The organism is Miltoncostaea marina (assembly GCF_018141525.1).
Classification (GTDB): Bacteria; Actinomycetota; Thermoleophilia; order Miltoncostaeales; family Miltoncostaeaceae; genus Miltoncostaea; species Miltoncostaea marina.
In genome coordinates this window covers 173,216-193,360 of record NZ_CP064655.1, presented here as the reverse complement: position 1 = coordinate 193,360, position 20,145 = coordinate 173,216, and the positions used below count along the sequence as shown (strand labels likewise).

The 20,145-nt window shown below is 76.5% G+C and carries 16 protein-coding genes and 2 tRNA genes; 11 read left to right on the top strand and 7 right to left on the bottom strand.

Annotated features, from left to right (window positions below; translation table 11 throughout):
• The first annotated feature begins 112 nt into the window (after nucleotides 1-112).
• Complete coding sequence (locus tag ITJ85_RS00915; protein ID WP_217914477.1) at nucleotides 113-949, top strand: thermonuclease family protein; 837 nt, start codon at nucleotides 113-115, stop codon at nucleotides 947-949.
• Nucleotides 950-994: 45 nt separating this feature from the next.
• On the opposite strand, the gene ITJ85_RS00910 is transcribed toward ITJ85_RS00915, so the two are convergent.
• A complete protein-coding gene (locus ITJ85_RS00910; RefSeq protein WP_217914476.1) occupies nucleotides 995-2,659 on the bottom strand; it encodes a Vgb family protein in 1,665 nt (554 codons plus the stop codon).
• 606 nt (nucleotides 2,660-3,265) lie between these two features.
• Here ITJ85_RS00910 and nhaA point away from each other — a divergent pair.
• Nucleotides 3,266-5,083, top strand: coding sequence for a Na+/H+ antiporter NhaA (gene nhaA, locus ITJ85_RS00905; RefSeq protein WP_343232982.1), 1,818 nt, complete (start codon nucleotides 3,266-3,268; stop codon nucleotides 5,081-5,083).
• Between the two features lie 369 nt (nucleotides 5,084-5,452).
• On the opposite strand, the gene ITJ85_RS00900 is transcribed toward nhaA, so the two are convergent.
• The 6 genes from ITJ85_RS00900 to ITJ85_RS00875 form a co-directional block, all read right to left on the bottom strand.
• Nucleotides 5,453-5,525 (bottom strand) — tRNA-Arg (locus tag ITJ85_RS00900).
• Complete coding sequence (locus ITJ85_RS00895) at nucleotides 5,516-6,043, bottom strand: HNH endonuclease (protein WP_217914474.1); 528 nt, start codon at nucleotides 6,041-6,043, stop codon at nucleotides 5,516-5,518. Before ITJ85_RS00895 ends, ITJ85_RS00900 begins: the two co-directional genes overlap by 10 nt.
• A gap of 80 nt (nucleotides 6,044-6,123) precedes the next feature.
• Nucleotides 6,124-6,984, bottom strand: a complete 861-nt coding sequence (gene pheA, locus ITJ85_RS00890) for a prephenate dehydratase (RefSeq protein WP_217914473.1) — start codon at nucleotides 6,982-6,984, stop codon at nucleotides 6,124-6,126.
• Nucleotides 6,981-7,652: a DUF4446 family protein gene (locus tag ITJ85_RS00885; RefSeq protein WP_217914472.1), complete on the bottom strand. Its 672-nt coding sequence runs from the start codon at nucleotides 7,650-7,652 to the stop codon at nucleotides 6,981-6,983. Before ITJ85_RS00885 ends, pheA begins: the two co-directional genes overlap by 4 nt.
• Nucleotides 7,652-8,716, bottom strand: coding sequence for a DUF11 domain-containing protein (locus ITJ85_RS00880; protein WP_217914471.1), 1,065 nt, complete (start codon nucleotides 8,714-8,716; stop codon nucleotides 7,652-7,654). Before ITJ85_RS00880 ends, ITJ85_RS00885 begins: the two co-directional genes overlap by 1 nt.
• A 319-nt stretch (nucleotides 8,717-9,035) precedes the next feature.
• Nucleotides 9,036-9,119: transfer RNA gene (locus ITJ85_RS00875), tRNA-Leu, on the bottom strand.
• Between the two features lie 126 nt (nucleotides 9,120-9,245).
• Between ITJ85_RS00875 and ITJ85_RS00870 the strand changes: the two genes are divergently transcribed.
• The 9 genes from ITJ85_RS00870 to ITJ85_RS00830 all read left to right on the top strand — a co-directional run bounded on the left by ITJ85_RS00870 (nucleotide 9,246) and on the right by ITJ85_RS00830 (nucleotide 20,142).
• Nucleotides 9,246-10,214, top strand: a complete 969-nt coding sequence (locus tag ITJ85_RS00870) for a serine/threonine-protein kinase (protein WP_217914470.1) — start codon at nucleotides 9,246-9,248, stop codon at nucleotides 10,212-10,214.
• A 708-nt stretch (nucleotides 10,215-10,922) separates the two neighbouring features.
• The gene (locus tag ITJ85_RS00865; protein WP_217914469.1) at nucleotides 10,923-11,756 is read left to right on the top strand and encodes an FHA domain-containing protein; all 834 of its coding nucleotides are present in this window, start codon (nucleotides 10,923-10,925) and stop codon (nucleotides 11,754-11,756) included.
• Between the two features lie 24 nt (nucleotides 11,757-11,780).
• Nucleotides 11,781-12,392 carry an FHA domain-containing protein gene (locus ITJ85_RS00860; RefSeq protein WP_217914468.1) on the top strand — a complete coding sequence of 204 codons (612 nt, stop codon included), beginning with the start codon at nucleotides 11,781-11,783 and terminating at the stop codon, nucleotides 12,390-12,392.
• The gene (locus ITJ85_RS00855; RefSeq protein ID WP_217914467.1) at nucleotides 12,393-13,691 is read left to right on the top strand and encodes a Stp1/IreP family PP2C-type Ser/Thr phosphatase; all 1,299 of its coding nucleotides are present in this window, start codon (nucleotides 12,393-12,395) and stop codon (nucleotides 13,689-13,691) included.
• A complete protein-coding gene (locus ITJ85_RS00850; protein WP_217914466.1) occupies nucleotides 13,688-15,037 on the top strand; it encodes an FtsW/RodA/SpoVE family cell cycle protein in 1,350 nt (449 codons plus the stop codon). The genes ITJ85_RS00855 and ITJ85_RS00850 overlap by 4 nt, the downstream gene beginning before the upstream one ends.
• Complete coding sequence (locus ITJ85_RS00845; RefSeq protein ID WP_217914465.1) at nucleotides 15,034-16,470, top strand: peptidoglycan D,D-transpeptidase FtsI family protein; 1,437 nt, start codon at nucleotides 15,034-15,036, stop codon at nucleotides 16,468-16,470. The genes ITJ85_RS00850 and ITJ85_RS00845 overlap by 4 nt, the downstream gene beginning before the upstream one ends.
• Nucleotides 16,467-18,455: a Stk1 family PASTA domain-containing Ser/Thr kinase gene (pknB, locus tag ITJ85_RS00840; protein ID WP_217914464.1), complete on the top strand. Its 1,989-nt coding sequence runs from the start codon at nucleotides 16,467-16,469 to the stop codon at nucleotides 18,453-18,455. The genes ITJ85_RS00845 and pknB overlap by 4 nt, the downstream gene beginning before the upstream one ends.
• Nucleotides 18,452-19,483: a D-alanine--D-alanine ligase family protein gene (locus ITJ85_RS00835; protein ID WP_281412211.1), complete on the top strand. Its 1,032-nt coding sequence runs from the start codon at nucleotides 18,452-18,454 to the stop codon at nucleotides 19,481-19,483. Before pknB ends, ITJ85_RS00835 begins: the two co-directional genes overlap by 4 nt.
• A 38-nt stretch (nucleotides 19,484-19,521) precedes the next feature.
• The gene (locus ITJ85_RS00830; RefSeq protein WP_217914463.1) at nucleotides 19,522-20,142 is read left to right on the top strand and encodes a metallophosphoesterase family protein; all 621 of its coding nucleotides are present in this window, start codon (nucleotides 19,522-19,524) and stop codon (nucleotides 20,140-20,142) included.
• Nucleotides 20,143-20,145: the final 3 nt, after the last annotated feature.

Genomic DNA, 20,145 nt, shown 5'->3' with positions numbered 1-20,145 from the left:
GTCACCCGTCGCACCAGCCCGTCGGCGGGCGCGCACCGGCCGCGCCGCCCGTACCGTGGGCCCGGGCGGATCGCCGCGACGGCGGCCGGGCGGGACGGAGGGGCGTGGGCGCATGAGCCGGACAGCGACGATCGGGGCCGCCGCCGTGCTCTGCGCGACGGCCGCCCTCGCCGCCGGGTGCTCGGCCGGCGGCGAGCGCGGCGGCGGCGTGGCGCTTCCCGCAAGGGACGGCCACGCCGCGACGACCGCCGTCCGGCCGGCCGAGGGATCGCGGGCCATCGCCGCCGCCGCACGCCGGCGCGGCGTGGTCGTCCTGCGCGCGACCGTCGAGCGGGTGATCGACGGCGACACCGTCCGGGTGCGCGTGCGCGGCTTCCAGGACACGGTCCGGCTGATCGGGATCGACACGCCCGAGACGAAGCATCCGCAGCGGGGCCTCGAGTGCTTCGGGCCCGAGGCCTCGCGGCGCCTCGCCCGCCTGCTGCCCCGGGGGGCGTCCGTGCGCCTCGAGAGCGACCCGGCCCAGGGCGTGCGCGACCGCTACGGGCGGTTCCTCGGGTTCGTCTACCGCGGCGGCGCCGGCGGGCCGCGGTCGGTCAACCACGCGATGGTCACGACGGGGCACGCCCGCGACTACGTCCACGACCGATCGTCGCCCCACCCCTACGCCGCGGCGTTCGCGGCGGCGGAGCGCCGGGCCAGGGCCGCCGGCCGGGGGCTGTGGGGCCCGCCGTGCAACGGCCGCACGGAGCGGCGGCCGGCGACGCAGGCGCCCGCCGGATCGTCACCGGGACGCGGCCGGTGCGACCCGGGCTACACGGGCGCCTGCATCCCGCCGGCGCCGCCGGACCTGGACTGCGGCGACGTCCCGGCGCGACGGTTCCGCTCCGTCGGATCCGACCCCCACCGCTTCGACGGCGACGGCGACGGCATCGCCTGCGAGTCGTAGCGCGGCGGCCCGGGTCCCGGGTCCGGGCCGCCCGACCGCCGGCGACTACCGCCTGCCGACGGTGAACAGCGCGGTCGCGACGCCGCCGGCCGGCGTGCGGAGCGACGCGACGAGACGGTAGGTCCCCGGCCTGAGGGGCCGCCCGCGCAGGGCCGCGCCGAACCGGACGGCGGCCACGCCCGCCGGCACGCGGCGGGAGATCGTGCCGAGCCGCCTCGCAGCGCGAACGCACGGCGGCGCGCCCGCCCGTGCGCGCGCCGTCGCGGACGCGACGCAGCGACCGCCGCTCCGCCGGCCGAGGCTCACGCGCTGGAGGGCGAAGCGCGTGACGCCCGCCGTCGCGGCGCGGAAGGCGATCCGGGCCCGCTGGCCGGGACGGAGGCTGCGCGGCGTGACCCGGAGACCGGAGATCGCCGGCACGGCCACCGTGGTGAACGTCCCGTGCACGACGGCGCTGCCGCCCGCGCTCCGCGCGACCAGGCTGTAGTCATAGGTCCTGCCCGGCTGCAGCCGGGTGAGGGTCCGATCGACCGCCACGGGGGCGGTGGCGCCCGCCGGGACGGTCATGGCGTACCGCATCGTCCTGGTCGCCCAGTCGAGGAGGATGTCGATGCTCGTCGGGGCCCCGTGCGAGTCGACGATCGCGTTCAGGGTGGCGGTCGTCGTCCCGACGGCGGTCGGTTCGGCGAGCCGGAGCGCCGGCGGGGCGGGGCGGGTCAGCACGGGGCGGGACACGACCGTGGGCGGTGCGGGCGGCGGGTCGGGGACGATGCGGATGATCCCGTTGTCGTGCGGGGAGGTCCCCCAGACGGTGCCGTCGCGCGCCACCGCCAGCGCGGTGATCGGGTGGTCGAGGTGCTCGCCGATCAGGTGGATGTGCGCGGCCTCGCGCCCGTCGGTGCCGACGCGGTGGGGCCAGGTGCCACCGAACAGGTACCACAGGCGCCCGTCGGGCCCCGCGATGACGCCCCGCGCCCGTCCGCCGGGGGCGAACGGGAAGAGATCCGTCGTGCCGGCGGGGGTGATCCGCCCGGCGGCGTGCCCGTCGTACGCGGCGAACCAGGTGTTGCCGTCGGGCCCCGCGGCGAGGCCCAGCGGCCCCGCGCCCGGCACCGGGAACTCGGTCACCTCGTCCCCCGGACCGATCCGGCCGACCCGGTCCCCGGCATAGTCCGTGAACCAGACGCCGCCGTCCGGAGCCGCCGCGATGTGCAGCGGCGCCGCGTCGGCGCTGATCCCCTCGCGCACGAGCGTGACGTCGCCCGAGGTCGAGATCCGCCCGACGAGCCCGGCCTCCGGCGCGGTGAACCAGAGCCGGCCGTCTGGCCCGGCGGCGATGTCGTACGCGAGGACGCCCAGCGGGAACTCGGTGACGACCCCGGCGGTCGTGATGCGCCCGATGCGCTCCGCCCCGTCCTCGGTGAACCAGAGGCTGCCGTCCGGCCCGGCGGAGATCGCGGCGGGCTCCGCGCCGGCGCCGATGCCGTCGGTGAACATCGTCACGGACCCGCCCGGCGTGATCCGCCCGATGCCGTCGGCGCCGGGCGCCGTGAACCACAGGTGGCCGTCCGGCCCCGCGACGATGTCGTTCGGCTGTGCTCCGGCCGGGATCCCGGCGGTGAAGATGGTCGATCCGGCAGCCGCCGCCCCACCGGGCAGGACCGTGAGCGCGACGAGCGCGAGGATGAGCGACAGGAGGCGGGCTGGCACGTCAGGGTCTCCGAGGCGATGGCGGTCGCCCCCACCGTCGCACCGCGGTACCGCGATGTGGCCACCCGAACGGATGGTGCGGCAGGCCGCCGCCGGCTGCGCGCCCACCACGGCGAGCCGCTGACGTCAGCCCGCCGGCCGGCCCCTCGCCCGTCGACTCGCCGGTTGTCGCGATGCCCACCCGGCCCCGTGGGCCCGCCGGCGCGGGACGGCATCACCGCGCATGCATTGGCAGCGGCATGGGCGTCAGCAGGAACCTCGGGTGCCGGCCCGCGGGACCCGGCGTCACCCTCGCGCACACCGAAGTCCTCCCGGATCACGAGGGGCGGGGTCACGGCGGTCGGAGGGTCGGACAGGCCATCGCCAGCGGCGCGGGAGCGGGGCGCGACGATGATCCCGACATGCCCGGTCGCGACCCCGTGCATCCGGCGCCACCGAGACGTGGTCGACGCGGTCGACCCCGCTCTGCGCGGCCAGCGCTGACGCCGTCGGGAAACCCCCAGGCGGCGGACCCCTCCCGTCGATGCGCCGGATACAGTCGCTCCGGTGAGCCGGGCGGGCACGAGGCGAGACGCGGGCCAGACGCGCGCATCCCGGCGCGTGCTGATGGCGCAGGTCGCCTCGCCCCTCCGCCGGTTCATCGTCACCGAGGCGGGCAGCGCCGGGATGCTGCTCGTGGCGACGGCGATCGCCCTGGCGTGGGCCAACTCCCCCCTGTCGGGCTCGTACGAGTCGCTCTGGGAGGCCCGCGCGGTGGTCGCGGTGGGCGACGGCGAGATCGATCTCGACCTGCGCCACTGGGTCAACGACGGCCTCATGGCGCTCTTCTTCTTCACCATCGGCCTGGAGGTCCGGCGCGAGCTGTCGGTGGGCGAGCTGACGAAGCGTCGGAGCATCGTGGTGCCGGCCGTGGCGGCCGCCGGCGGCATGGTGGTGCCGACGCTGCTCTACCTCCTGATCGCGCCGTCGGGCGACGCGACCGCCGGCTGGGCCATCGTGATCGGCACCGACACCGCCTTCCTGCTCGGCGCGCTGGCGCTGATCGGCCCGGAGTCGCCGACCCAGCTGCGCATCTTCCTGCTCACGCTGACCGTGTTCGACGACGCGGTGGCCGTGGCGGTGATCGGCGTCGCCTACTCGGACGCCCTCGACGCGGCGGCGATGCTCGTCGCGGCCGCCTGCCTGGTGGCGCTCGCCTGGCTCAGCCGCCGCGGCGAGTGGCGGACGCCGCTGTACGGCCTCGTCGGGGTCGCGCTCTGGATCGCGACGCTCGAGTCGGGCCTTCACCCGTCCATCGCCGGGATGGCGGCGGGCCTCCTGATCGCCGCCCGACCGCCCGCGCGGCGGCAGGTCGAGGCGGCGGCGGCGCGCTTTCGGGCGTTCCGCCAGTCGCCCCTGCCAGAGGTGGGCCTGGCCGCGAAGCGCGGGCTGCAGCGCGCCGTCTCCGCCAACGAGCGCCTCCAGGTCGACCTCCACCCGGTCACCAGCTACGTGGTCGTGCCGGTGTTCGCCCTCGCCAACGCGGGCGTCGACCTGCGCGGCGGCGTGCTCGGCGACGCGCTGGCCTCTCCGGTGACGTGGGCGATCGTCATCGGGCTCGTGGCGGGCAAGCTGGTCGGGATCGGCGCCGGGGCCCTCGGGGCCGTGCGGCTCGGGCTCGGGCGCCTGCCGCAGGGGGTCGGCGAGGGGCAGGTGCTCGGCGGCGCGGCGCTGTCGGGCATCGGCTTCACGGTGTCGCTGCTGATCGTCGGCCTGGCCTTCGACGATCGGGCCCTGCGCGACGAGGCCACCGTCGGCGTGCTCCTGGCCGGCGGGTTCGCGACCCTGCTGGGATGGGTGATCTTCCGGCTCGCGGCCGTCCTGCGCGGCGAGCGCACGGCGGGCCTGCCGGTGCTGCTGGCCGAGGCGGTCGACCCGGCTCGCGACCACATCCGCGGCCCGGCCGACGCGCCGCTCACCCTCGTCGAGTACGGCGACTACGAGTGCTCCTTTTGCGGTCGCGCGACCGGCGTGGTGAGCGAGCTCGAGGAGCGCTTCGGCGACCGGCTGCGCTACGTCTTCCGCCACCTGCCGCTGCCCGACGTGCACCCGCACGCCGAGCTCTCCGCCCGCGCGGCCGAGGCGGCCGGCGCCCAGGGGCGCTTCTGGGAGATGCACGACCTCCTCTTCGCCCACCAGGACGAGCTCGAGGTCGAGGACCTGCTCGGCTATGCGGCCGAGTTGGGCCTCGACGTGGAGCGCTTCGCGCGCGACCTCGACGACGAGGCGCTCGCGGCGCACGTGCGCGAAGACGTCGCGGGCGCCGAGGCCAGCGGCGCGCGCGGCACCCCGACCTTCTTCGTCGCCGGCCGGCGCCACGTCGGCGCCTACGATGCCGAGCGGCTCGCGGCCGAGCTGGAATCCGGCGAGCGCCCGAGCCGATGAACGGCGTGGTGGGTGCCGGCATGGTGCGCTCGCGCAGGCGCGCGAGCCCACGCCCTCGCGCCGGTCTCGGTCAGGGGACCGGGTCACGCGCCGCCGCATCGCCGTCCATCAGCTGCGCGGGACCGCCTCGCTTCCTGGTCGGGTGCCTGCGCGTCTGCGTCCGCGTCAGCGTTCTGACCGGCCGCTACCAGCGACTCGGGATCAGGGCGGTGCCGGCGCCCGAGGAGGCCCGTGAGCAGGCCGGGCGCCGCGCCCGCGCTCCCACGGCCACCGCCGCCCCGTCGTGGCGCCCAGATCCCGGTTCACGGGGCTCGTCGGGCTGCGTGCCGCCTGTCCACTTGGCCGGAGACGAACCGGGTGGACGCCGCATGCCCCCGGGAGGAATCGAACCTCCGACACCAGGTTTAGGAAACCTGTGCTCTATCCACTGAGCTACGAGGGCGCAGCGGCCAGGATAGACCCCCCGCGCGAGAGGTACGGCAGCCAGGCGTTGGGCTGCCGGGGGGCGGCGACGGAGATGAAGACGTCGGGGCGCGGGGGGCGCGGCTTCGTGCGGGGGTGCATCCCGATCTCGGCCGGCAGGCGGTTGCCCTTGCGCAGGTTGCAGGGGGCGCACGAGGTGACCACGTTCTCCCAGGAGGAGCGGCCGCCGCGCGAGCGGGGGATGACGTGGTCGAGCGTCAGGTGGGTGCCGACGCCGCAGTACTGGCACTCGTAGCCGTCGCGGGCGAAGACGGCGCGGCGGGAGATGCGGCGCGACTCGTGGCGCGGCACGCGCACGAAGTAGACGAGCCGGATGACCAGCGGGTGGACGTGGGTCGCCGCGGCCGAGCGGATCGAGCGGGCGGCCTTCTCGAGGACCTCGGCCTTGTTCTTCAGCACGAGGACGACGGCGCGCTGGAGCGAGCATACGTTGATGGGCTCGTAGGTCGCGTTCAGGACGAGGACCTGTTGCGCCATCGGCTCCTCAGACGCTCGCGGGGCGAGGGACCACACCGACAACATCGGGCTCCGCCTCTCACCCCGAGCCCGGGCGGATCTTAGCGGGGCTCGCCGCCGGCGCGGTAGGCGCCCAGATATGTGACGCGGGCGACACCCTGCTGCTCGATCGCGGTGATGGCCGCGTCGACCGGCAGGTCGCGGTCGCGGCTGCCCTCGATGTCGATGAAGAAGATGTAGCGGCCGAGGCCCGTCTTGGTGGGCCGGCTCTCGAGGCGGCTCAGGTTGACCGCCCGCATGGCGAACTCCTGGAGGATGGCCAGCAGCGCGCCGGGGCGGTCGCGGTCGAGGGCGCAGATGATCGAGGTGCGGAAGCGCCCCGGGCCGACGGCGGGCTCGGAGGGCCGGTCCGCGGTGCCGATCAGGACGAAGCGGGTGGAGTTGTGGTCGGCCTCGGCGATGTCCGCCGCGATGACGGTGCAGCCGTACAGGTCGGCGGCGCGCAGCGTGCCGATGGCGGCCACCGGGCCGCCGTCGCCGGCGCCCACGATGCGGGCCGCCTCGGCGGTGGAGTTGCTCGCCACCACGGTCGCACCGGGCGCGTGCTGGCGCAGCCAGTCCTGGCACTGGGCGGTGGCGTGCGGGTGGGAGAGCACGCGCTCGATCGACCGCGGGTCGATCGGCCCCTTCGCGAGCAGGTTGTGCCGCACCGGCAGGACCACCTCGCCCAGGATGCGGATGCCGCTGTTGGCCGCGAGCTGGTCGAGGGTCTGGGTGACCGAGCCCTCGATCGTGTTCTCGATCGGGACCAGCGCGGCGGGCACCTCGCCCTCGCGCACCGCCCGGAAGCAGTCGACGACCGTCGGGAAGGGGACCTCGTCGAGCGCCTCCTCGTGGCCGAGCAGCGCCAGCAGGGCCTCCTCGCAGAAGGTCCCGGGCGGCCCCAGGTAGCCGACCCTCACGCGCGTTGCCCGCCGGGCGGCTCGGGCCCGGGCGCGATCTCCCCCGTCGGCTGCCGGTCGCCCTCCCCGTCCCCGTCCGCGTCCGCCCCGGCGGCCCGCTGCGCCGGCGGCGACGCGGCCGCCGGCGCCGGCGCCGCCGGCGCCTCGGGCTGCGGCTCGGGCTCGGGGCGCGGCGGCCGCGGCGGGCCGCCCAGGGCGAGGCCCACGGCGCGCTCCTCCTCCGGCGACAGGCGCTGGCTCGGCTGCCCCTCGACGAGCTCCTTGAGGTAGACCCGCGCGTGGTCGCGGGCGTGCAGCGAGGTCACCACCGCGCCGCTCTGGTTGCCGTCGATGAGGGCGATCGACCACGACTGGCTGCCGCCCATGTCGCGGTAGGCGTCGTAGCGCACCATGCCCTGGAAGCGCAGGGCGGTGCGGAGGCTGCGCTCGGTGACCTCGCCCTGGCGCTCCACCAGGCTCTGCAGGTCGCGCAGCCCCTCCTCCAGCCGGCCCATCGCCCGCTGGAGCGTGGCCTGGCGGTCGACCAGCCCGGCGGTGGACCCGTCGGGCAGGAGCACCTGCTGGGCCGCGCGCAGCCGGCGCAGGACCACCCACAGCGCGACGCACGCCCCGAGGGCGATCAGGCCGGGGACACCCGCGGCGACGGCGACCCAGACCCCGACCTCCATCAGATGGTGATCTTGACCGGGTACTCGACCGTGTTGTTGTCCACCCGGGTCTCGCCGGTCACCGGCACCACCTCGATCACGAGCGTCCCCTGGTCGCCGAAGATGACCGCCTCCGTGCCGGGCCCGGGCACGTCGACCGTGGCCGTCTCGCCGGAGGCGATCGACTCGATCGCGACCTCCTTCGTGTCCACGTCGTTGGGGCTGTCCGGGTAGGAGAAGGAGGCGCGCACGACCACGTTGCTCTCGTCGAAGTCGCCGGAGTTCTTCACGGTCACCCGCCACTTCAGCAGGTCCGTCGACTGCACGGTCGTGGCGGTGTCGGGCGAGAGCCGGTCCTCCGAGGGCAGGACGAGCACGGACTCGAGGGAGGTGCCGCGCAGGGTGCCGGCCTCGGCGTCCTCGCCGCCGCCGCCGCCGCGCGCCGCCGTGCGCCGCTGCAGGTCGGGGATCAGCGAGCGGGCGCCGTCCTCGGAGCTGGCCGAGACGAGCGTCGTGTTGGGCAGGAAGGGCTGCAGCGCCGGCACCTCGACGCCCGTGATGTCGTCGTCCTCCAGCGCGGTGCGGGCGGGGCCCTGGAACGACGTCTTGTAGAGCACGTCGCTCGCCAGGAAGATCTCCATCACCCCGGCGATCCCGGCCGCCTTGCGCTGCGTGTCGGTCGATTGCAGCAGCGCGGGCAGGTTCTGCGCGAGCGTCGACAGCCCGGTCACCCGGTACTCGAGCGCCAGCACGAACGAACGCTGCGGGCTGGACAGGGCGCCCGGCGGGTCGAGGTCCTCCGCCCGCTCCACCAGGCCGCGGGCGTCCTCGGCGATCGCGGCGATCTTCTGGCGCAGCTGCGGCGGCTTGTCGCCGCGCGGGTTGGCGAGCACCTGGCGCAGCGCGGCGCCCTGCTCGGCCGACGCGGTCTGGATCTGGGCCACGTCGTTGATGTAGCCGGTGTACGAGTCGACCAGCTGGTCGCGGCGGCAGTCCTTCACCACCAGCGCGATCACCACCACCAGGATGATCGCGAAGACCGCCATGAGCAGCAGCCGCGCCCGCGGCTGCTGGAGCACGGCCACGCCCCCGCCGCCGCCCGGCCGCCCGCCGCGCGAGCCGCCGCCGCGCCGCGCCGGCCGCGCCCCGCGACCCGCCGCGCCCCTCGCGCAGACGCGAGCGCGGCACCTCGCCGGTCGCGCCCTCGCCCGGCTCGTCGGCGCCGCGCCGCCTGCGCCGGCCCGGCCGGGCGGCCCTCCGGCGCGTGCCCGCGGCCTCGTCCGGGTCGTCGCGGAACGCCGCGTCGAAGTCGGGCCGCTCGTCGTCGAACTCGGCCAAGTGTCAGATGGGGGAGGGGAGTCGGATGAGGGGGATCCGCACCGGGTGGGAGCTGCGGGGTGGAAGTGGGCGAGGGGGGACTCGAACCCCCAAGCTCGTACGAGCACTAGACCCTGAACCTAGCGTGTCTACCAATTCCACCACTCGCCCGGGCACTCCTGCCCATCAGGGTCCGCCGATGCTACCAGCCGCGGGGCCCCACCGGCGGTGACGGACGACACCCGCCGCACCCGGGCGGCCAAGGATGGCGGGCCGGGTCGTGGAAGATGGTCCGCTGTGAGCCTCGACACCGCATCGCAGCGGGCGCTCGGCCGCTACGTCCTCGGGCCGGCCCTGGGGCGCGGCGCGACCTCGGTCGTGCACCGCGCCCGCGACCTCGTGACCGGCGACGAGGTGGCCGTCAAGGTGGTCCCCGCCGAGCTGGGGCTGGCGCCGCGGGTGCGCGCCGAGGTGCGCGCCGCCAGCCGCCTGGACCACCCCCGGATCGTCCCCCTGCTCGACTGGGGCGAGGACAGCCGCTGCCTCTACCTGGTGTGGGAGCTGGTCGACGGCCCGTCGCTCGCCCAGCTGCTGCGCGGCGATCCGCCGCCCGGCGACGGCACCGTGGTGCGCCTGGCCGAGGAGACGCTCGACGCGCTCGCGCACGCGCACGCGCGCGGGGTGATCCATCGCGACGTGAAGCCCGCGAACATCCTCGTGGGGCCCGACGGGCGCGCCCGCCTGTCGGACTTCGGCGTCGCCCGCCTGTCGGGCGAGGCCGGGCTCACGATGACCGGCGACGTGGTGGGGACGATGGCCTACATGGCGCCCGAGCAGGCGCGCGGCGAGCCGGTCGGCCCGGGGGCGGACGTCTACGCGGCCTGCCTCGTGCTCTACGAGGGACTCACCGGCCGCAACCCGGTGGCCGCGCCGTCGCCCGCCGAGACCGCGCGGCGGGCGGCGCTCGGCGCGGTGCCGCCGCTCGGCCGGGCCCGCCCGGACCTGCCGGCCGAGCTGTGCCGGGCGGTGGACGCGGGCCTGCGGTCCGACCCGGCCGGCCGCCCGCCGGCCGCCGACCTGGCCGACGCCCTGGCCGGGGTGCGCGGCGGCGTGCGCGCCGCCCGCCGGCGCGGCGCCAGGGCCCTGCGGCGGCGCTCAGCGCGGCCGGTGGCGCCGGGCTGGCGGCCGTCGCCCTCGCGACGGGCGCCGCCCGGCTGGAGGCCGCCGGCCCCGTGGAGTGGAGCGCCCCGCCGGTCGCGGCGCTGACCGTGGCGGCGTCGGCGCTGCTGTTCGCCTGGAGGCCGGTGGCGGCCGCGCTGCTGGCGGCCGTCGCGGGCGGCGTGATCGTGGGGCTCGAGGCCCCCGGCGCCGGGATCGTGCTCGGCCTGCTGGCCGTGCTCGGCGTGCTGAGCGGCGCCCGCCTCGGGCGGCTCACCCTGCTCCCGGCCGCCGGCCCGGCGCTGGCGGCGATCGGCCTGCTGCCGCTGCTGCCCGCCGTGGCGGGCCTGCTGCCGCGGTGGCCCGCGCGCCTCTGGGTGGCGGCTGCGGGCGTGGCCGCGACCGTCGCGTGGCAGGTCTCGGCGGGCAGCGGCTCGCTGCTGGCGGGGGGCGGGTTCGCGCCACCGGCCGTGGCCGGGCTCGACGGCGAGACGTCGCCCGCCCGGGCCGCCGAGGCGCTCTGGGAACCGCTGGCCGCGCACGGCGGCACCGCGGTGCAGGCGGCGGCGCTCGTCGCCGCCGCGGCGCTGGTGCCGGCGGTCGTGCGGGCGCCTCGGGCGGCCCGCGCATCGCGGCCGCCGCGACCTGGACCGCGGCGCTCGCGGCCGCGCTGGTGGCGAGCGCCGCCGACGCGCCCGCCGCGCTGGGGGCGGTCATCCCCGCCGGGGTCGTCATACTGGTGTGGGCGGTCCGGCCGTGGCGGGGCGTCCGCCGGGCCCCCCGGAGGGCGTCCGCTACTGTGCGCGACCCGATCGCATGAGCCTCCTCCGCGACATCGAGCAGAAGATCGAGGGCCTCTTCGAGCGCGGCTTCCGGCGGGCGTTCCGCAGCACGCTGCAGCCGGTCGAGCTGGCCCGCAAGCTCGCGCGCGAGATGGAGGACCACAAGACGGTCTCGGTCTCGCGGGTGTACGCGCCCAACGAGTTCACCGTCTACCTGGCCCCCCAGGACCGCGAGAGCTTCGCGTCCTACGAGCGCGCCCTCGTCACCGAGCTCGGGAGCTACCTCGACGCCCACGCCCGCGGCGAGGGCCTGTCGCTGGTGGCGCCCTCGACGGTCATCCTCGAGACCGACACCGACCTGCGCGTCGGCGAGTTCGGCATCGCCTGCCGCATGGCCGAGTCGCCCGGCGGCCCGGAGACGGCGCCGCCCGCCGAGGACGGCGAGCCCGCGGCCACGGCGCCCGAGGCGCCCGTCGCGCCGCCCCCCGCCCCCGTCCCGCCGCCCGCGCCGGTCCCCCACCACGCGCTCGAGGGCGTCAGCGGCACCCAGGTGATCTCGGCGGCCGATGCCGAGGAGGCCGGGATCACGCCCGAGGTGATGACCCTCGTGATGGGCGGTACGCGCACCCGCCTCACGAAGCGGGTCACCACGCTCGGCCGCAGCCGCGACTGCGACGTCGTGGTGCCGGACCCCAACGCCAGCCGCACCCACGCGGAGATCCGCCACATCGGCCTCGACTACTACCTCGTGGACATGGGGAGCACCAACGGCACCGAGGTCAACGGGCAGGTCGTCAAGCGACATGCGCTCGCCGACGGCGACACGATCGTGGTGGGGACGACCGAGATCCGCGTCGAGCTCCGCTGACCCCCCGACCGTGAGGCGCGCCGAGTGAACGAGACCGGCCTGATCGTCGCCCAGATCGCCTTCCTGGCGCTGCTCTACGCCTTCGTCTGGACGGTGGTGCGCTCGTCCGCGCGGCAGCTGCGGACGGCCCAGCCGCCGCCCCCGCCGCCCGAGCCGGCGCCGGCACCGCGCCCGCGGGCGACGACGCCCGCCACCCCGGCCCCCGCGCCCGTCGCGGCCCCCGTGGCGGCGCCCGAGCCGGCCGTCCCCGAGCCGGCCGCCACCGCCGGCGACGACCTCGCCGACCGGCCCACCCAGGGCGCGTGGGTCGGCGCGGGCGAGCGCCTCGACCTGTCGTCCAACCTCGATCCGCGGCTGATCGTGGTGGAGTCGACGGCGCTCGAGGAGGGTCGTACGATCGCGCTGGAGGGCGGGCTGACGGTCGGCCGCTCGGGCGCCGCGGGCCTCACGATCGACGACCAGTTCGTCTCCCACATGCACGCCCGCATCCTGCGCCGCGGGGCGTACCACTTCGTCGAGGACCTCGGCTCCACGAACGGCACGTTCCTCAACGACCGGCGCGTCGAGCGCGACGCCCAGCTGAAGGTGCACGACACGCTGCGAATCGGCCAGACGATCCTCCGCTACGAGGAGTAGATGACCGCCCCGGGCACCCCGGACGGCCCGCTCGTCCTGGTGGAGGTGGCCCACCTCTCCGACACGGGACGCGTCCGGCACCACAACGAGGACCGCTCGCTCGCGGGCGGCGGGGTGCTGGCCGTGGCCGACGGCATGGGCGGCGCCAAGGCCGGCGAGGTCGCCGCCGAGATGGCGGTCGACGCCGTGGCGCGCCTCGCCCCGCCGGTCGGGCCCGAGGAGGTGCGCGGCGCCGTCGAGCGCGCCAACCGGGCGATCCGCCGGCTGGCCAGCGACGACCCGGACAAGACCGGCATGGGCACGACGCTGACCGTCGCGATGGTCCGCGACGGCCGGCTCGAGATCGTGCACGTGGGCGACTCGCGGGCGTACATCTGGCGCGACGGCGCGCTGACCCAGGTGACCGAGGACCACTCGGTGGTCGCCGAGCTGGTGCGCCGCGGCAGCATCACCGAGGAGGAGGCCGAGCACCACCCGCACCGCAACGTGATCACGCGGGCCCTCGGGGCCGAGGCCGAGGTCGAGGCCGACGTGCTGGCGGCCGACGTGCGGGCCGGCGACGTGGTGCTGCTGTGCAGCGACGGCCTGTCGTCGTACGTGCCCGGCCCGCGGGTGGCGGAGCTGCTCGCCGGCGCCGGCGACCTCGCCGCCGCGGCCCGCGCCCTGGTCGACGCCGCCAACGCCGCCGGCGGCAGCGACAACGTCACGGTGGTGCTGGCGCGGGTGGGCCGGGCGTCGGACCCCCAGCCGGGCGACACGATGGAGGCCCCGGCGGAGGCCGGCGGCGGCGCCCAGACCCTCACCGGCCGGCGGGTGCTGGGCGGCCTGCACGGCCACGCCGCGGCCGAGCGCGCGGGCGCGCCGCCCTCGCCGGCGCCGAAGGTCATCGAGCCGCTGGGGCGGCGGCGCTCGCGCGCCGTGCCGGTCGTCGCCGCCGCCCTCGTGCTGCTGCTGGTCGCCGCGGGCGGCGTGGCCTGGGTCTCGAGCCGCACCTACACGCTCGAGGCGACCGCGGACGGCACGGTGCGCGTGGCCCACGGGCTGCCCTACGGCCTGTTCGGACGCGACCTCTCGGAGCCGTGGCAGGACACCGGCGTGTCGGCCGACGCCGTGCGCGCCGCCGAGCCGGGGGCCGTGTCGGACACCGCGCGCGGGCAGGGCGAGGCCGTCGCCCTCGCCGGTCGCCTGGTCTGGCGCTACGGCGTCGTGCAGCCGCCCGTGCTCGAGGCCCCGCAGCCGGCCCGGCCGCCCGCGCCGGAGCCGCCCGACCCCACGCCCGCCCAGCCCGGCGCGCAGTGACGCCCCGCACGCGAGAGCTGGGGCTCCTCGTCCCGGCGGCGCTGCTCGGGGTGCTCGGGGCGGCGACGGTGGCGTCGGTGCGCGCCGACGACCTCGACCTCGGGCCGCTGCCGGGGGCGATCGGCGTGTTCGCCGTCTTCGTCGCGATGCACGTCGCCCTGCGGGTGCGCGCGCCCCAGGCCGACCCCTACCTGCTGCCCGTGGTGGGGGTGCTCGTGGCCATCGGCCTGGTCGAGCTCGACCGCATCAGCCCGGCGCTCGCCGCCGACCAGGCGGTATGGATCGCCGTGGGCGGGGCGGCCTTCGTCGCGACGATCGTGCTGCTGCCCGACCACCGCGTGCTCGAGCGCTACACCTACCTGATCGGCCTCGCCGGCGTGGGCCTGCTGCTGATCACGATGATCTTCGGCACCCGCATCAACGGCGCGAAGCTGTGGATCCAGATCGGCGGCGGGCAGACCGTGCAGCTCGGCGAGGTAACCAAGATCCTCGCGGTGGTCTTCCTGGCCGCCTACCTGCGCGACAAGCGGGAGCTCCTCGCCATCCCCACCCGCCGCCGGCTCGGCGTGCCCGTGCCGCCGATGGCCGCCCTCGGGCCCGTGCTGCTGTTCCTGGTCGCCTGCCTGGCGCTCGTGGGGCTGCTCAACGACTTCGGCACCGCCCTGCTGCTGGTCGGCGTCTTCCTCGCGATGATCTACCTGGCCACCGGACGCGTCGCGTACACCGTGATCGGCATCGGCGTGGTGCTGGTGGGCTGCCTGGCGGTCTACGCCGCCGTGCCGCGCATCCAGACCCGCGTCGACGGCTGGCTGCAGCCGTTCGACGACCCCCAGGGGCAGGGCTACCAGCTCGTCCAGTCGCTGTACGCCCTCGGCGAGGGCGGCGTCTTCGGGCCGGGCCTGGGCAAGGCCTTCCTCGTCACCGACGACGGCGGCACGGTGATCCCGTTCCTGCAGACCGACTTCATGTTCTCGGCGGTCGCCAGCGAGCTGGGCTACATCGGCGGCGTCGGGCTGCTGCTGGGCTTCCTGCTGCTCATCCAGCGCGGGTTCATCATCGCCGCCCAGGCCAACGACGGCTTCTCGAAGCTGCTGGCGGGCGGCCTGACCGCGGCGATCGGCCTGCAGGCGATCCTCATCATCGGCGGGGTCACCCGGCTGCTCCCGCTGACCGGCGTCACCCTGCCGTTCCTCTCCTACGGCGGCTCGAGCGTGGTGACCAACTTCGTGCTCGTGGCCCTCCTGCTGGTGATCAGCAACCGGTCGAGGGCGGGGCACGTGCCGTCGCGGCGCGAGCGGCGGCGCATGGAGCGCGAGGCCGCCGAGCGCGAGGCGGTCGCCGCGTGAACCGGTCGATCCGGCGCCTCTACCTCACGCTGGCCGCGGGCTTCGGGCTGCTCATGCTGATGCTCGGCTGGTGGCAGGTGGTCGCGGCCGACGACCTGCGCGACCGCACCGGCAACCTGCAGACGCAGCAGCAGGAGCGGCTCATCGACCGCGGGCGCATCCTGTCGGCCGACGGCAAGGCGCTGGCCCGCTCGCGGCCACGGCGCGTGCAGGGCCAGCAGGTCTACGAGCGGCGCTACCCGCAGGGGGCGCTCGCGGCGCACGTCGTGGGCTACACGTCGGACGAGCGCGGCAAGACCGGGGTCGAGGACTTCTACAACCGCTACCTGTCGGGCAGCTTCGGCACCGAGCCCCTGCTGCAGCGCCTCAACCTGCGCGAGAAGCGCGGGGCCGACGTGCAGCTGTCCATCGACACGCGCGTGCAGGGGGTCGCCGAGGAGCATCTCGCCGGCCGGCGCGGCGCGGTGGTGGCGCTCGACCCGTCCACCGGCCAGGTGCTCGCCATGGCCTCGGCGCCCACCTTCAACCTGCAGACGGCGATCACCGACTTCCCCTCCATCCCCACCGAGGGCGGGCCGTTCCTCAACCGGGCGACGGCCGGCGCCTACGCGCCGGGCTCGACCTTTAAGGTGGTCACCGCCACGGCCGCGCTCGAGTCCGGGCGCTTCACGGCCGGCTCCACCTTCCGGGACACCGGCCGCTACTCCACGCCCGGCGGCGACATCCGCAACTTCGGCGGCAACGTCTTCGGCACGCACACCCTCACGACCGCGCTGACCAACTCCATCAACACCACCTTCGCCTCGATCGGCGACGACCTCGGCGCCGCCCGCCTCGGCGAGACGATGGAGGCCTACGGCTTCGGCGAGCGGCCGCCGATCGACCTGCCCGACGACCAGGTGCGCTCGTCGGGCCGGCGCGGCCCGGGCGACCGCCTGCTGCCCAACGACGAGCAGGGCATCGACGTGGCGCGGGTCGCGATCGGCCAGGAGCGGCTGCTGGTGACGCCGCTGCAGATGGCGATGGTCGCCGCCGGCGTCGCCAACGGCGGCACGGTGATGGCCCCGCAGCTCATGCGGCGCATCCTCGACCGCGGCGGCTCGGAGGTGCGGCGCGCCACGCCGCGCCCGGTGGGCGAGGCGATGGACGCGGCGACCGCCGCCGAGCTCGCCGCGATGATGGAGAACGTGGTGCGCGAGGGCACCGGCACCGCGGCGGCGCTGTCGAGCGCCGGCGTGACGGTGGCGGGCAAGACCGGCACCGCCGAGTCGGACGACCCCAACCGCAACCAGGCCTGGTTCATCGGCTTCGCCCCGGCCGAGGACCCGGTCGTCGCCGTGGCGGTCGTCATCGAGGACACGTCCGAGACCGGCGGCATCGCGGCCGCCCCGGTGGCGGCCGACGTCATGCGCGCGGCGATCGAGGCGCGGTGAGCTTCGCGCCCGGCGACGTCGTCGGCGGCCGCTACGAGCTGGGCCGCCAGCTCGGCGCGGGCGGCATGGCCCGCGTCTACCTCGGCCACGACCGCCTGCTCGACCGCCAGGTGGCGATCAAGGTGCTCTCCGAGCCCTACGCCTCCGACCCGCAGTTCGTCGAGCGCTTCCGCCGCGAGGCCTCCGCGGCCGCCGGGCTCAACCACCCGAACATCGTGGCCGTCTACGACCGCGGTGAGGCGGACGGCAGCTACTACATCGTCATGGAGTACCTGTCCGGGCCGGACCTGAAGCAGGTCATCCGCAGCCGGGCGCCGCTGCCGGCCGTCGAGGCGATCGACATGACCCAGCAGCTCCTCGCCGCGCTCGGCGCCGCCCACCGCCGCGACCTGGTGCACCGCGACGTCAAGCCGCAGAACGTGCTGGTGGCCGAGGACGGCCGCCTCAAGGTGACCGACTTCGGCATCGCCCGCGCCGGCGCCGAGGCCGAGTTCACCGAGCCGGGCTCGGTGATCGGCACGGCCCAGTACCTCTCGCCCGAGCAGGCGCGCGGCGGCGAGGTGACCGCCGCCAGCGACTGCTACGCGGCCGGCATCGTGCTCTACGAGCTGCTCACCGGGCGGGTGCCGTTCGACGGCGGCCCGCCGGTGGCGATCGCGATGAAGCAGGTGAGCGACCCGCCCACCCCGCCGAGCGCGCACCACGACGTGCCGCCGCAGCTCGAGGCCGTGGTGATGAAGGCGCTCGCCAAGCGGCCCTCCGAGCGCTACCGCACCGCCGAGGAGATGTCGCGCGCGCTGGCCGAGGCGCGCTCGGCGATCGACGGCTCGGGGAGCACGACGCGCGTCATGCCGGCCGCCGCCGCGGCCGGCTCCGCCGAGTACACGCGGGTGATGGAGCCGGCCACCGGCCCCACCCGGGTCGCGCCGCCCCCGCCCCCCGCCGAGCCGCCGCGGCGGCGGCGGCGCTGGCCGATGATCCTGGGGATCCTCGTGATCCTGGCGGCGATCGCCACCGGGGCGATCCTCTTCATGACCGGCGACCAGGCGGACACCGTCACGGTGCCGCGTGTGGCCGGGCAGACCGAGGCCGAGGCGGTGCGGGCGCTGGAGGGCGCCGGCCTCGTGGCCGACGTGCGCACGGTCGAGAGCGGCACCGTCCCCGAGGGGACCGTCGTCGGCACCGACCCGCCCGCGGGCGAGGAGGTCGACGAGGGCTCGACCGTGGTAGTGCGCGTCAGCGGCGGCCCCGGCGAGGTGGCCGTGCCGGACGTCCTCGAGATGACCGAGGCCGACGCCACACGCGCCCTGCGCCAGGCCGGGTTCGAGGTCCGGAGCCGCACCGAGGCGAGCGACGATGTGGAGGAGGGCCTGGTGATCAGCCAGGACCCGGCAGCCGAGGCGCAGGCCGCCGAGGGCAGCACGGTGACGATCGTGGTGTCGAGCGGCCCCGAGGAGGTCGCCGTGCCGGACGTGCGCCGGCGCGCGCAGCAGGACGCCGAGGCCCTGCTGCGCGACCGCGACCTCGAGGTGCGCGTCGAGCAGCGCCCCAGCACCGACTTCGCCCCCGGCATCGTCATCGACCAGGACCCCGGCCCCACCGCGCGCGTGCCGAAGGGCTCCACGGTCACCATCGTCGTGGCCGTCGCCCCGGCGAACGTGCCCGTGCCGGACGTCACCGGCAACACCGCCACCGACGCGCGGGCCAAGCTCCAGGACGCCGGCTTCGTCGTGACCAGCGAGGAGGCGCCCTCCGACGCGCCCGCCGGTGACGTGATCGGGCAGAACCCGTCCGCGGGCACCCAGGTGGCGCCGGGCACGCGCATCGTGATCACCGTCAGCTCGGGGCCCGCGCAGGCGCCCGAGCCGAGCACCCCGACCGCGCCCGCGGGCGCCGTCCCCGCGCCGCCGCCCTCCGGCGCCGACGGGTCGGGAGCGGACGGCCGCGGCCCGGACGGCCTGGGACCGCCGGGGCAGCGCCGGTGACGGTCGCCGTCGCCGTCCTGATGGGCGGCCGCAGCAGCGAGCACGAGGTGTCGCTGGCGTCGGCCTCGGCCGTCATCGGGGCGCTCGACCCCGGCCGCTACGCGGTGACCCCCGTGCTGATCTCGCCCCAGGGCGCGTGGAGCATCGACGGGCAGCCCGTGGCCGTGGTGCCCGGCCCCGACGGGCGGGCCCGCCTGCACCCGCTCGACGGCGGGCCGGACCGGCCGCTCGACGTGGTCTTCCCCGTGCTCCACGGGCCGCACGGCGAGGACGGCACCGTGCAGGGCCTGCTCGAGACGGCCGGCGTCCCCTACGTGGGCGCGGGCGTCATGGCGTCGGCGGTGGCGATGGACAAGGCGCTGTTCAAGGTGGTGCTGCGTCAGGCGGGCATCCCGACCCCCGAGCACGTGGTCGTGACCGCGCGCGGGTGGGAGCGCGACCCCGGGGCCGTGCGGCGGGCCGTGGCCCAGGGGCCGGGGTACCCGGCCTTCGCCAAGCCGGCCCGGCTCGGCTCGAGCGTCGGCATCAGCCGCGTGCCCGACGCGGCGGCCCTGGACGACGCCCTGGAGCTGGCCTTCCGCCACGACGCCAAGGCGCTCGTCGAGCGCGCGATCAGCGGCCGCGAGGTCGAGGTCGGCGTGCTCGACGGCCCCGAGCCGATCGCCTCGCCGCCGGGCGAGATCACGTACGAGGGCGACTGGTACGACTACGAGACGAAGTACCGGCCGGGCCGCTCGGGCCTGCAGGTGCCGGCCGACCTGCCGCCCGAGGTCGCCGAGCGGGCGCGGGCGCTGGCGCTGCGCGCGTTCGCCGAGGTCGACTGCGCCGGCCTGGCCCGGATCGACTTCTTCGTGACCGACGACGGCGACGTGCTGCTGTCGGAGCTCAACACCATGCCCGGGTTCACGCCCACCAGCGCGTACACCCGGCTGATGGAGGCGGCGGGCGTGCCCTACCCCGAGCTGGTGTCGCGCCTCATCGACCTGGGCGTCGAGCGCGCGGCCGAGGCCCGCCGGTACCGCTGCTGAGCGCGCGCGGCGCCGCGCGCACGACCCGCGTGGGGGTCGTGGCCGACGCCCACGTCGGCGAGTTCCTCGACGAGGTGCCGGCCGCCGTACTGGAGGCGCTGGAGGGCTGCGACCTGATCCTCCACGCCGGCGACCTCAGCGTGCCCGAGGTGCTCGACGTGCTCGGCGCCGTCGCGCCGGTCGTCGCCGTGCGCGGCGACCACGACCGGCTGGGGTCGCTCGCCCTGCCGGCGACGGCCGTCGTGGCGGCCGGCGGCCACCGCATCGGCCTCACCCACGGCCGGCGGCTGTGGGCGGTGGACGCGTCGGTGATCACGGCGTCGCTCGCCGCCCGGCGCAACCTGCGCTACCGGGCCGGCATCCGGCGCGCGCTGGCGCGGCGCCTGGGCCCGGTCGACGCCATCGTCTACGGCCACTGGCACGAGCCGGTGACCGCCTGGTCGGGCGGCACGCTGCTCTACTCGCCGGGGGCGGTGTGCCCCTGGGGCAGCCTCCAGGGCGGGCGCCCGCCGGGCGCCGGGCTGACCGGCGTCGCCGACCGCGCGGTGCGGCGCTTCCGCGCCCAGCTCGGCGCAGAGGCGATGCGGCCGTCGGTGGGGATCCTCGAGGTCGGCAGCGGGGGCATCCGTCCCAGCACCGTCCCGCTGGACCTCGGCTAGTGT